The sequence below is a fragment of the Nostoc flagelliforme FACHB-838 genome (assembly GCF_014698065.1).
In the GTDB taxonomy this organism is placed as follows: Bacteria; Cyanobacteriota; Cyanobacteriia; order Cyanobacteriales; family Nostocaceae; genus Nostoc; species Nostoc flagelliforme_B.
This window is the reverse complement of the sequence record NZ_JACJSI010000179.1, coordinates 1-12,358: the sequence shown is the minus strand read 5'-3', so window position 1 is coordinate 12,358 and position 12,358 is coordinate 1. Positions and strand designations below refer to the sequence as shown.

Below are 12,358 nucleotides of genomic sequence, written 5' to 3'. Positions count from 1 at the left end.
TTGGTGTCACCCACATCAAAGGAACAGTTATATATTTTGAAAGCTACTTTCAAAATACATTCTGGTCATACCCCTCTATTTTCTAGAGGCTCTTACCAAAAACGAGCCGCACCAATTCTGACGGTGTACTCCCCATACTAAAAAAACAAAAGATTAGCTGGTAGTATATATGTAACATACTATAACCATATAATACCTCTATGCGAATTGAACCATACGAAGATAGCCAACTTGATACCATCAAAAGTCTTTCACTTCGGGCATGGAGTCCGGTCTTTAATTCGATTCAAAATGCGATGGATATTGAGGTGTACCATTCATTCTACCCTGATGGTTGGCGTGTAAGCCAGCTTAATGCTGTCGAGTCCGTCTGTACTACAACAGACACGAACGTGTGGGTTGCCATTGACTCTAATTCAACCGTGGGCTTTGTAGCCGTGAAACTCCACTCAGAGAGTAGTATGGGAGAAATCTACATGATTGCCGTTGATCCAGATTATCAACGTCTTGGCATTGGAGCCGCTTTGGTCAAGTTCGCTCTTAATTGGATGAAAGCTGCTGGAATGTCCGTTGCTATGGTCGAGACTGGATGCGATCCTGGTCATGCGCCAGCACGTTGTACTTATGAAAAGCTGGGTTTCGGGTTGTTACCAATTGCAAGGTACTTTAAAAAGCTGTAAAAGGCATTGAGACAGGATATTTGTAAAAACCTGTATTTCGAGTCTCACTAATGCTTGATTTCTCATTACCGAACAAGGCTTTTTAGTCAAAATTTTATTTTGTAGAATCACTTACAGCATTGTGGCATTGCTTCTTTGTTGCATTAATCTCTAATTTCCGACTCCAAGACAGTCAGCACTTTCTCTTCCAGTCCAGTCAAATAAGCCCGATTCAGCTTCCCCAGCATCTCCAAAAACCTCTGCACCGATTCCTCCAGCCCACTCGAGTACACCCGACTGATGCGATCGCAAATCACCCATATCTGCTCACACTCGGCAGGCAGGTAATTGTACGACTTCAGGTACTGCAAGCCAACCATGTACTCACCATCCCCCATTTTCACCGTGCAACTAAAGTCATTCACTGCGCTGACAATTGCCCAACAGCCACCCTTTCCTCTGAGTTCAGGATTGTCTTTTGCAAGGATTTGGCAGACTTCTCTGATTTGGTAGGTATTGGGTACTTTGTGGTTTGAGGATAAGAAAGTATCAACTTTATTGCTTTTTCAAGACATTGATTGCCATTGTTTTTACATTCAGGGATTGAAATATCTGGCTCAACTCCCTTGCCCTCGATTGTATTGCCTTTAGGAGAAAACGTTTGAGAAATAGGAGCAAGTAGAATAAAACCTTGCCATCTCAATTTAAAAACTCCCCCTCCTAACACTGAACCACTGGTGCGAACACCTAATATTTTGGCGGTTCGGTGTTCTTGAGCAGCAGCAGCAAATACTTCACAAGCAGAGCCGCATCTGTGGTCAACCAAGATAAAATAAGGTCTAGAGTCTTTTTGAGCTTCCAATCGCGTTCGATATTCAATATAGTTCTTTTCTTTTGACAGCTTAATCTCTGCAAGAGCTACATTTTTCACTGAGTCGTCAAAATATCCACGAAAGATGTATGGTTGCTTTAAAGCCATACCAAGCCGAGTTTTTTCTGTTGAAATTACTTTGTCAGGCCCAATAATATATTCAATCAGGTAGCTAATACTAGACTGGACACCGCCACCATTTTCACGAAGGTCAATGAGGAGCGCCTTGGTTTGAGAAAGTTGAGCTAAAGCTTGCTCAACAGCCACCTTAGTAATTTGAGGAATTACAAAGCTTTTAACTCGAAGAATTCCGAGTTGACCTCTGATTTGGGTTGAAACTGTAGCAGTGGTTTTATCTTTTGATACAGAAGGTTCACTAAACAAGCGAAACAACTGTTCCCCTTCGATAGGATCAAAAACCCTTACATGAGATATTGACAGCTTTTCGAGTTGATTATTAACGAGTCGCGTTAAATTTAACCTTGACCAAGTTGGTTTTGCTTCGACCTGAGCAACTAAAGCTTTGAAATTTTGTTGTCGAAGTTCTTTATTAAATGTGGGATCAAAAATATTTTGCTCAAGTGTTTGATAAACATTATTGACAAATAATTTTGCTTCTTGTACTGAGATAGGATCTGTGCTTTTTAATTTTGAGTCAGTGAACCAATCTAATGAAACCTCTTCATTGCTCCTGTGAGAAGTTGAAAATTGCGATGAAGATGAAGGTGATGAGAGTGATGAGGATATGGCTTTCTTTGCAGCACAACCGAGAATATTAACTAATAATGCTGTAATTATGAGACTGATTTTCACACGCCTTTGCATACGTGACCTATCTCAAGGACTAAATAATTATACTTAAAACTACATACTCTAAGTCTCATTGTCAAATTTTCAATAAACACGCTAATTAATAAGAAGCGAATCAAACAAGCTTTTTCATCATAAATACGCTGTTTGGGTCATCAATGTAGTCAGCAAAGGGGCCTCGGTACTCAAACCCATACCGTGTATACAATGCTCGTGCTGGAGCGAATTCTGAAATTGCCCCTGTTTCTAAATTCAAGCAATCGTAACCACGCCGTTGGGCTTCTTTAATAATGTGTTCCAGAATCTTTGAGGCGACACCCCTACGTTGGTGAGCCTTGACGGTACGCATTGATTTAATTTCACCGCTTCTTGAATCTAGTTCTTTCAATGCCCCGCATCCAACCAGTTCTTCGCCATCCCAAGCTGAAAAGAAAGTAATATCAGGCGAACGCAACGCCTCTATATCAAGAGCATGAACGCTTTCGGGTGGGGTAATCTCATGCATATTTTCGAGATGTTCCCTCAAAAGGTTAGCAATATTTTTACCTGTCAGGTCATCTTCACGAATGTGCAATCGGCTCATTTCCTTAATTTGCTAGGGACTTTTACTCTCTGAGCATTGATTTACAAAACTTGGTTAGCAATACATCAGGAAGACTCAAAGCCTGATGTTGACTTCTAAACTTTGTAATGCCAACTTCAAGATTATTCGTTTTTTGCGTAAAGCACTAAACTTGAGGTGAATAGTATTATATAACGGTATTTATTATGGATAAAGTGGGGACAACGCTAATTGTCTCCTATATAATTTACTTCTATCAAAAACTGCTCCAGCTTTCGTCTAGGGCAGTTTTATATTGCACGGTAGAAGCCAGATTTACAAATGCAAATGCACCTAATGGTGAATGGTAATTGGGTATTGGAGCGTCAGGGAGGCTGTAGAAACACTGTCCAGTGTCACTGCTCCGATTGAACTGCCGCAAGTTCGTAGGGAGTTGGTAGCGGCATAAATAAAATGGTGGGTTTCTATACCCACCACTAAGCTTTTCTCAACCTCGTAAAATAAAACACAGTTCGCCCTTACAAAATGACCCAACAACCTCACGATAAATTTGCCAAACAGTTTTTAGAAGAGTTACTTTCTCCCTTTGGGGAAGTAAAAACTAACAGGGAGGTCACTGATGAAACAAGATTTGTTGATGTGTTATTTTCGCCAACACCAACATCTGCGGTTGATGTAGAAGCTTTAGGATTATTGGGTAGAATAGCGGTATTAAATACTACTTTGCTAGAACCGTTTCGTAATCAACCGAATAGAACAGAAGTACGTAGTTGCCTTCAAAAATTATTTACTGTGATTGCAGACGCGCAGCGTAAAGCTAACAGGGAAGACACAACAATAGCGGAGAACGAGCTAGCACAACTGTGGATTATTTCTCCCAGTGCTTCCAAAGCTCTGCTCAAGGCTTTTGAAGCTAAACTAGACTTAGACAATTGGATGAGCGGGGTGTACTTTCTGCCTGAAGGAATAAGAGCAGCAATAGTAGCGATTAACAAGCTACCGCGAACTCCAGACACGCTGTGGTTTAGGCTGTTGGGTCGGGGAAAAATACAAATCCAAGCAGTAAGTGAACTGGTTGCCCTTCCACCAGAGAATCTTGTCCGCCGTAATGTTCTTGAAATGGTTTACAGGTGGCGTATCAGTGTAATGACACAAACAGATTTAACTGAAGATGACCAGGAGTTAATTATGAATTTGACAGAAGCTTATCAAGAAGCAAGAGCGCAAGCGGTACAGGAGGGAGTAGAGCAAGGAGTACAACTTGAACGTCGTCAAGTTGTAGAAAACTTGTTGAGATTCAGATTTGGTTCTGTGGATGAAGAACTCTCAAGAGTAGTCGAGAGTTTATTGCAGTTAACACCAGAAGAATTTACTCCCCTATGTCTTGAATTATCTCGTGAAGATTTGCTGGCAAGATTTAATCCACATCAATAATCTGTAAGTGCAAATAATTAGTCATAAAAAGCGCTTTTGTAGTAACAAGAGCGTTATTTTATTGGCTCTGTACTTGATAAATACATCTGAAATCAACGGCTTCGCCGATGAGAGAGTGAAATCTATTGATATTAAACAATGGCCTATCAAGAAAATAGTGCAGAATTACCCACCCAAAATTAGAGCTTCGCTTATTTTTTGCGAAAACTAACACTAAAGAAAAACAAGCAGCTACTATGACAGCTTTTGACTTTGATTCTGCTGAACATAAGGCATACCAAAAGACCCCAGCAGCCAAAAGTATTCCTTCACCCGCAGGCATTTGGATTGCTTACGAAAATCAACAATTAGCAGGATGGTACAAAAATAAAGAACTAGAAGGTGGGAAAGAGTATAAAGTTCTTACTAACAAGTTGGACGAAAACGATGAAAAGATAGGCATTCCTGGCGCTCTCTATAGACAACCACGAATACTTGTGATTGGGCGATCGCCTCTGCTATACGGAAACGATAGAAAGGTGATTGGAGTTTGGCGTAGCAGTGATGGTTTGGACAAGAACACCTACAGGTAGTGCCCAAGATGTAATGATGGAGAAGTAGAACTTTTTGGTGATGGTTTCTTCTCATGCCTGCCTGCCCAATTTGTGCGTCTTCTCAAACTGTCAAGAATGGTCGTATCCACAACGGTAAACAACGGTTCAAATGTCATGACTGTGGACGACAGTTCGTTGAACATTCAAGAAAAAAAGTGATTGATCAAGCAACGCGGGAACTCGTTGATCGATTGTTATTGGAACGTATTTCGCTTGCTGGAATTGCTCGTGCGGCACAGGTTTCTGAACAATGGTTACAGATCTACGTCAATGAGAAATATGCACAGGTGCCTCGAAGCGTACAGGTGACGCCCAAAAAAAAGGGGAGGCTCACCATCCAATGTGATGAATTATGGTCTTTTGTAGACAATAAAGAGAACAAGCAGTGGATCTGGTTGGCACAAGATGCAGGTACTCGTGAGATTGTTGGCGTTTACATTGGCGCACGCTCTGAAGCCGCAGCACGCAAATTGTGGGAATCCTTGCCTCCGGTATATCGCCAACGTGCGATCGCCTACACCGATTTTTGGGCAGCTTATGCAGCAGTTCTGCCCAGCAAACGGCATCAAGCAGTTGGAAAAGAAACTGGTTTTACCAGCTACATTGAACGATTCAACAATACCTTGAGGCAACGGGTGTCTCGGTTAGTCCGAAAAACCTTGTCTTTTTCAAAATCATTGGAGAATCACATTGGTGCCATTTGGTATTTCATCCATTACTACAACGCATCATTACTTGTTTAGCACTACCCGCATTTCTTTGGAGATGATTTTCCGAGGTTTGTACCATTTCAGCGTCGCGCAAGAAAGAGGTAAGGCGGATGACCCTATTAAGTACTTCGCTGCCCCAGAGAATCAAGACTTAGGTGTAGTTAAATATCTGCGAAAGCCAGTCTCCAAGCTAGATTTATCGCCTTTTCCCGCACCTTCTTGACAAATGTGCAATTACCTTAACCTCTCACTGATGGTAACGCTGTTCCTTATCTTGTCAAACATCAAAAGCTCTTTGGATTAGTCAAAAGAGGCATAAGCGTCACCCTTGAGATTGACGCTTACACTTAACAAATTTGGGCAAAATCTTCTTTAGTTGACACCAATGTTCATGAATTGCCCTTACATATGTAGTTTTGCGTAACTCCTAAATTTATTTTTTGGAAATCCCTAATTAAATAACTGCAAAATTGTTGTTAGTTAGTGACAATCCAGTTGATAGTTGGGCAAATTTTTCCTGAGTAAAACCACCTGCGCCGCCATCTTGGTCAAAATACAGTCCACCTGTAGAATTATCATAAATGAATCGTTGATCGCTTGTCGTTGCAGATGTGCCGATGGTAAATTGATTAGCTGAAAGTGAACCTTTTAATAAACCGCCACCAGAAACAGTAGCTGATACCTGAATCAGTTCATTAGTGGCATTAAAATCATAAATAGTGTCAACACCTCCATCGTAATTATAGAAACCAAAGGTATCAGTCCCATTCCCTCCAATTAGGCTATCATTACCCTTATTACCTGTCAGGGTATCATTGCCGTTGCTGCCCACAATCAAGTCATTGTAGTCTGTACCTAAGATATATAATGCTTCGATATTGTTGTAATTAACTAGATACCCATCTGCCGTAACTGATCCAGTGTTAGTAGTAACATTAAAAGCCGAAGTGATCGCCTTTGTAGCACCGTAGCAATTGATGGACAATGAATCGTCACCATTACCCCCATCTACCGTTTGAGTCACTAAAGAAGTTGTATCTGGCGATGTGGTGATTAGATAGAAGGAATCATTGCCATCACCTCCAAAGAGCAGATTATTGCCTTTTGAAAGCATAGCACCAAAGCTATCATCACCAGCGCCACCGTTGACTGTATTATCTCCTGTTGAAGATTCTATATCTAAGTAATCATTGCCATCCCCGCCAGAGAGGATGTTATCACCTACTGAGTACCTAGCACTTAAGGTATCGTCACTAGCACCACCATTGAGGGTGTTATTGCCCAAAGAGCGAGTGTCAGTAATACTTTCTCCGTATTTGTAGTAGATGCCAGAGATGGAGAGAGAATCATTACCATCGCCCCCATAGAGCAGGTTATCACCTCTTGAACTGCTAGCATTCAATGTATCATCACCTGCACCTCCTTCTAGAGTGTTATTGCCTAAAGAAGGGGAAGAATCGTACCTACTATCAAATATGTCAAGAGAATCATTGCCATCGCCCCCATAGAGCAGGTTATCACCTCTTGAACTACTAACATTCAAGCAATCATCCCCAGCACCTCCGTTAAGGGTGTTATTATCTCTTGAACCGCTAGCATTTAAGTGATCGTCCCCGGCACCTCCGTCAAGAATATTATTACCTACACCGCTAATCAGAGTATCATTGCCTGCACCGCTAATCAGGGTATCATCTCCCGCACCACCTCTGAGCAGGTCATTACCGCTCAAGCCGTTGATGTAGTCATTACCCCCCTGACCATTAATGACATCATTGGAGTTATCAAAACCCGTGATATTATTATCCAGGTTATTCAGGAAGGTAACAGTATCCTTATTGAACAGGTTAGTCTGAGTGGAATCAGCATCAAACACATCAAAACTGTCAGTAATGCTAATTTGTCCATCAAACAGGATATTCCCAATAGCAGGTCGTGAAGAGGTTGCTGGCAGATTATCCAGATTTTCTAAGTTGAAGTTTTGCAGAATTACTTTGCTATTAGCAGAACTTTCAAAGGTAATTTCTAAGTTGTCACCATTTTGAGTTAATTGGAGATTTTGAGCAGTGAAGAGACTACTTCCATAGAAGACATCATTTGTAAATTGCAAGGTATCCGAGGAGGCGATCACGGTTGCTGAGGGATTTGAGCCTTTACCGATGCCACCGAAATCGGTGATAACATCAGTGCTGCCGTTCAAGTAGTAAACAAATCTATCATTGCCTGCGCCACCAGTTAGGGTATCATTGCCATTGCCCCCGATAAGCGTATCGTTGCCACTGTTTCCCACGATGTTGTCATTGTAGTCTGTACCTAAGATATTTAATCGTTCGATATTCTTGTAATTAACCTGATTCGTACCCGACCTAATTGAGCCAGTGTTAGTAGTGGTATTGTAACTTGTTGCGATCGCCGCACTACTGTTGTAACGGTTGTAATTGACAGACAGTACATCGTCACCCTCACCTCCATCTATGGTATCATCGCCACCATCGCCCGTGAAGAGGGTATCGTTACTACTGTTCCCCACAATGTTGTCATTGTATTTTGTACCTGAGATATTTAATTGTTCGATATTTTTGTAACTAACCTGATTCGTACTCGCTTTAATTGAGCCAATGTTAGTAGTAGGATTGAATGTCGTTGTAATTCCCTCTGTAGCATCATCGTAATTGACGGACAGTACATCGTCACCCTCACCTCCATTTACGGTATCATTGCCACCATTGCCGGTCGAGAGGGTATCACTGCCACTGTTCCCCATAATGTTGTCATTGTATTTTGTACCTGAGATATTTAATCGTTCGATATCCTTGTAATTAACCTGATTCGTATCCGCTTTAATTGAACCAATGTTAGTAGTAGGATTGAATGTCGTTGTAATTCCTGCTGTAACAGCGCTGTAATAACTGTAATCAACGGACAACAAATCGTCACCCTTACCCCCATCCACCGTTTGATTCTCTAAATTTAGATAGAAGGAATCATTCCCATCGTCCCCAAAGAGGAAATTATTTCCTGTGGAATCCTCAGCTCTCAAGGTATCGTCACCAGCACCACCGTTGAGAGTATTATTGCCTGAAGACAAGTATATACCACCGTAGTAAGTGGGAATACCAGAGATATCAAGATAATCATTGCCATCACCACTAAATAGCAGGTTATTACCGGATGAACCTTTAGCCACCAAGTAATCGTTACTAGCGCCACCGTTGAGGGTGTTATTGCCTGATGAGATAAAATTAGGAGCTGCTCTATAAGTAAAAATCCCAGAAGTGGAGAGAGTATCATTGCCATCGCCACCAGATAGCAGGTTATTGCTGGATGGAGACTTAGCATCTAAATAATCGTCACCAGTGCCACCGTTGAGGGTGTTATTGCCTGATGAAGCTGTATAATTATTAGGATTTTGAGAAACCCCAGAAGTGTAGAGAGTATCATTGCCATCGCCACCGAATAGCAGGTTATTGCCGGATGTTGCCCCAGCATCCAAGTAATCGTCACCAGTGTCACCGTTGAGGATATTATCGCCTGATGAAAATTCAACATCCAAGATATCATTGCCCACACTACCAATCAAAGTATTCTTTCCTGCGCCACCCCGCAACAAATCGTTGCCACTTTTGCCGTCAATAATATCATCACCTCCCTGACCATTGATCACATCATCTGAGTCATCAAAGCCGTCAACATTATTGGAGAGGTCGTTAAGGAAGGTGACTGTATTTTTGTTGAAGATAGTCCTTTGGGTGGAGTCGGCATTGAAGACATCAAAGCTGTCTGTAGTGCTAGTTTGTCCATCAAAAACGATATTGCCCAAGTTGACAGTTGCTCCTGTAGATAAGCTTAGGTTATCCAGATTTTCCAAGGTAAAGTTCTGCAAGATGACTTTAAAACTATTTCCTGTTGTCAAAAAGGTGATTTCTACATTAGTACCATTCTGGGTCAGCACCAAATTTCTGGCATTCAAGGAATTATTATAAGAATAAGAAAATTGTAATCTATCTACTTCGGCAATGACTCCTGCAAATGGATTTATGCCTTTACCTATGCCACCAAAATCGGTGATGGTAATGAGAGTAGAGGAAGAGTCTGATATAGTGTAAATATCGTTGCCGCCTCCACCAGTCAAGGTGTTGTCGTAGCCACCGCCGTATAGGGTATCGTTACCGTTAGTTCCAATGATACCTGCCATAAATTTTACCTACCTAAATTGATTTTTTGATTAACTTCAGTTCTTACACTGTTGATTGTGCAGTTTTAGGGTACGAAAATTTACTAAAACTTGAGGTTCTTGATACTGTTGAAAAACAGTAATATTTCTGGGAAATTCATCCAGAGGATGGGATTTTACGTAACAATTCTCGAACTTAGAGCTTAGTAAAAAGGCAGTCAAAGCCCTGATTTTCAGTAGCTAAATTCATGAATTAACCCTACATATGTTGATGTCTAAGTCCTATAACTATACTATCTCCAACTATCTAAGCCTTAAGCACTATACAAATTAACCAAACTGTAAATTCTAGATAATTAATTGTTCAGTAGAAATCAGTAAATAATCATCAAAAAATCAACCTTGAGTACTTAAAAACCACCTTTTCTATTTGGTTTTTTGCCAGTATTTAGGTCCTACAAGCTTCAAAGTGAAAAACAGTTAACTTTTGAGCGGGAAAGATATTTTTATGCCTAGCTTGTGGGCTATTCTCCGTAGGTGTCGAGCTTGTACATAGAGAAAATGTTACTTGCCTGAAAATAAATACATACTCAATATTTTACTTAGAGTCTATATTTAAATAACCATCTTTGCATACTCTTCACATTATTTGCCGATAGATGTACGCAGCAATACTGAGCTTTATCTATTCTTCACACTCTTTTAGTTCTAAGTAACAAAAAGGCAGTGTGATCGCTACTCATTCCAATCAACTAATTCCCCATCTACACAAGGTGTATCTATTTTTTAATGGTTTTTGGGTAGAATCGCTACTCATTCCAATCAACTAATTCCCCATCTACACAAGAGATACCCCACTGGGGAAACTTCGCCAGCAATTTCTTGATCACAATCTGCAAAGTCGGGTCATCACTCCAGCATTCCTGCAAAAAGTCAAATCCTGGATTCTGCCCCGAATTTCCCGCAACTTTGAGTTTTTGCATACGCTCCGGTCGCCTATTTGACCTCGCTACAATCGCCTCATGTGACCACTTTTCGGGATTTGGTACAGGGGCAGCAGAACAGGTATCGTCTCTATGAGACGCGCAAGGAACATAAAGGGCTTCGGGTTCAACGCAACAATCTTTTATTTTAAGTAATCCATATCAGATTAACTTTATCCCCTATCATCCCCATACGTACTATAAATTCATACCCATCATCAGCAAAACTCAACTTCCACAAATAGGTGTGAGTTTCTCCTTGTTTGAGATCACCGAAATAAGTGGTTGTATAACCTTCAGACATACGAGGAATTAGCGGGGAGCTAACTTGATCAAAAATTTCTTTAGTAATATCTCTTCTGTAGTCTAAATCACCAACTGTGAGAAAAAGCTCGTAATTTCCTGTCGCCGTAGCATCCAAAATAGTTTGCAAACAATTAATCACGTTTTCAGGGGGATTTGTTGAATTCATAATCATGCTCTTATGTTTGGTGTGGCCAGGTGTACTAAGCTTTCATCCCAACATTCAAATTTTTGGCATAAGTCAAAATTATTACAAAACTTTGCATTATTTATTTTTAACGCATCACACTTGTTACTCATTTTAGTGAACCAACACCCCATCCACAATCGCAATCCCCCACTGCGGAAACTTCGCCAAAAGCTTTTTGATCACGATCTGTAAGGCAGGGTCATCACTCCAGTACTCTTGCAAAAAATCAAACCCCGGATTCTGCCCCGAACTCGCCGCAACTTTGAGTCTCTGCATACGCTCCGAGCGCATATTTGACCGCGCAACAATCGCCTCATGCGACCATTTTTCAGTGACAGGCGCGGCGGAAGTTTCACCCTCATGATCCGCTTTCACTTCAACAGCAAATACTTGGTTTTCTCCTGACAACAAAGCTGAATTTCCCTGTTTTACTTGCCCCTGTGTTTGATTTGCGATCGCTGAACTTGGAGATTTTTCACTTTGAGCAACAGGCGCGGCGGAACAAGTACCTTCATGACAATCCTTCGCCTCAACATCACAATCTTGATTTTCTTCCAACAACGAAGCGGAATTACTTTGTTCTACTTGCCCCTGTGGTTGATCTGCGATCGCAGAATTTAAAGATTTTTCGTTTTGGGCGACGGACGCTGCGGAACCAGTATCTTCATAACAATCCCTCGGCTCAACGCCACAATCCTCGTTCTTTGCCAGCAAGGAAGCGGAAAGGCTTGGTTGGGCAAGCTCAACTAAGCCAGTTAAATTCTGTACAACGGGAGCGTCCGAACAAGCATCTTCATGACAGTCCCTCGGCTCAACATCACAGTCCTGGTTTTCAGCCAATAACGTTCGCGCAGCGTCTCTAAAAGTTGCGGAATTACTTTGTGCAGCATTCACAAGCGCTAGCGTCGTGTAGTCCATTGCCGTAGGCAAGTCTTTCTCTTTCTCTGACACGCTTTCGGCAATCTGAGAACAGTCAATGACCATCAAGAGTGTTTATATACTTTAGACGCGCATCAGCTTATGATTTAAATTCTCCAGTTTTTTACTTATTTTTCTGTGTTATTTGATTCAC

At 41.3% G+C, this 12,358-nt stretch carries 11 protein-coding genes and 1 pseudogene; 5 read left to right on the top strand and 7 right to left on the bottom strand.

The annotated features are described in order from the left end of the window. Positions 1-200: 200 nt before the first annotated feature. A complete protein-coding gene (locus tag H6G97_RS35825; protein ID WP_190945300.1) occupies positions 201-680 on the top strand; it encodes a GNAT family N-acetyltransferase in 480 nt (159 codons plus the stop codon). Positions 681-823: 143 nt separating this feature from the next. Here H6G97_RS35825 and H6G97_RS35820 read toward each other — a convergent pair whose 3' ends face one another. The 3 genes from H6G97_RS35820 to H6G97_RS35810 all read right to left on the bottom strand — a co-directional run bounded on the left by H6G97_RS35820 (position 824) and on the right by H6G97_RS35810 (position 2,923). Beyond that, positions 824-1,084 (bottom strand): hypothetical protein, encoded by a 261-nt coding sequence (locus H6G97_RS35820; RefSeq protein ID WP_190945298.1) that lies wholly within the window; start codon positions 1,082-1,084, stop codon positions 824-826. Beyond that, positions 1,081-2,343: a S41 family peptidase gene (locus H6G97_RS35815; RefSeq protein ID WP_190945296.1), complete on the bottom strand. Its 1,263-nt coding sequence runs from the start codon at positions 2,341-2,343 to the stop codon at positions 1,081-1,083. Before H6G97_RS35815 ends, H6G97_RS35820 begins: the two co-directional genes overlap by 4 nt. Before the next feature lie 112 nt (positions 2,344-2,455). Beyond that, on the bottom strand, positions 2,456-2,923 hold the full coding sequence (locus tag H6G97_RS35810; RefSeq protein WP_190945294.1) for a GNAT family N-acetyltransferase: 468 nt from the start codon (positions 2,921-2,923) through the stop codon (positions 2,456-2,458). A gap of 504 nt (positions 2,924-3,427) precedes the next feature. Between H6G97_RS35810 and H6G97_RS35805 the strand changes: the two genes are divergently transcribed. From H6G97_RS35805 to H6G97_RS35790, 4 genes and pseudogenes are all read left to right on the top strand, one after another. After that, complete coding sequence (locus tag H6G97_RS35805) at positions 3,428-4,336, top strand: RpnC/YadD family protein (RefSeq protein ID WP_190945292.1); 909 nt, start codon at positions 3,428-3,430, stop codon at positions 4,334-4,336. Between the two features lie 236 nt (positions 4,337-4,572). Next, the gene (locus H6G97_RS35800; protein WP_190945290.1) at positions 4,573-4,908 is read left to right on the top strand and encodes a hypothetical protein; all 336 of its coding nucleotides are present in this window, start codon (positions 4,573-4,575) and stop codon (positions 4,906-4,908) included. 53 nt (positions 4,909-4,961) lie between these two features. Beyond that, the gene (locus H6G97_RS35795) at positions 4,962-5,672 is read left to right on the top strand and encodes an IS1 family transposase (RefSeq protein ID WP_190945288.1); all 711 of its coding nucleotides are present in this window, start codon (positions 4,962-4,964) and stop codon (positions 5,670-5,672) included. 10 nt (positions 5,673-5,682) lie between these two features. Then, a pseudogene (locus tag H6G97_RS35790) lies at positions 5,683-5,850 on the top strand (IS4 family transposase); the annotation flags it as partial. Between the two features lie 243 nt (positions 5,851-6,093). Here the strand turns inward: H6G97_RS35790 and H6G97_RS35785 are convergent. From H6G97_RS35785 to H6G97_RS53460, 4 genes are all read right to left on the bottom strand, one after another. Next, positions 6,094-9,831 (bottom strand): beta strand repeat-containing protein, encoded by a 3,738-nt coding sequence (locus tag H6G97_RS35785; protein WP_190945286.1) that lies wholly within the window; start codon positions 9,829-9,831, stop codon positions 6,094-6,096. A gap of 788 nt (positions 9,832-10,619) precedes the next feature. Further along, complete coding sequence (locus tag H6G97_RS35780) at positions 10,620-10,793, bottom strand: hypothetical protein (protein ID WP_190945284.1); 174 nt, start codon at positions 10,791-10,793, stop codon at positions 10,620-10,622. A 148-nt stretch (positions 10,794-10,941) separates the two neighbouring features. Then, on the bottom strand, positions 10,942-11,265 hold the full coding sequence (locus tag H6G97_RS35775; RefSeq protein WP_190945282.1) for a hypothetical protein: 324 nt from the start codon (positions 11,263-11,265) through the stop codon (positions 10,942-10,944). Between the two features lie 132 nt (positions 11,266-11,397). Next, complete coding sequence (locus H6G97_RS53460; protein ID WP_242055731.1) at positions 11,398-12,270, bottom strand: hypothetical protein; 873 nt, start codon at positions 12,268-12,270, stop codon at positions 11,398-11,400. Positions 12,271-12,358 lie beyond the last annotated feature (88 nt).

Bases quoted from the DNA above. Each gene is read 5' to 3' on its own strand.
- H6G97_RS35775 (WP_190945282.1), bottom strand. From the start codon at position 11,265: ATGAATTCAACAAATCCCCCTGAAAACGTGATTAATTGTTTGCAAACT.
- H6G97_RS53460 (WP_242055731.1), bottom strand. From the start codon at position 12,270: ATGGTCATTGACTGTTCTCAGATTGCCGAAAGCGTGTCAGAGAAAGAG.
- H6G97_RS35825 (WP_190945300.1), top strand. From the start codon at position 201: ATGCGAATTGAACCATACGAAGATAGCCAACTTGATACCATCAAAAGT.
- H6G97_RS35800 (WP_190945290.1), top strand. From the start codon at position 4,573: ATGACAGCTTTTGACTTTGATTCTGCTGAACATAAGGCATACCAAAAG.
- H6G97_RS35810 (WP_190945294.1), bottom strand. From the start codon at position 2,923: ATGAGCCGATTGCACATTCGTGAAGATGACCTGACAGGTAAAAATATT.
- H6G97_RS35785 (WP_190945286.1), bottom strand. From the start codon at position 9,831: ATGGCAGGTATCATTGGAACTAACGGTAACGATACCCTATACGGCGGT.
- H6G97_RS35805 (WP_190945292.1), top strand. From the start codon at position 3,428: ATGACCCAACAACCTCACGATAAATTTGCCAAACAGTTTTTAGAAGAG.
- H6G97_RS35795 (WP_190945288.1), top strand. From the start codon at position 4,962: ATGCCTGCCTGCCCAATTTGTGCGTCTTCTCAAACTGTCAAGAATGGT.
- H6G97_RS35780 (WP_190945284.1), bottom strand. From the start codon at position 10,793: ATGCAAAAACTCAAAGTTGCGGGAAATTCGGGGCAGAATCCAGGATTT.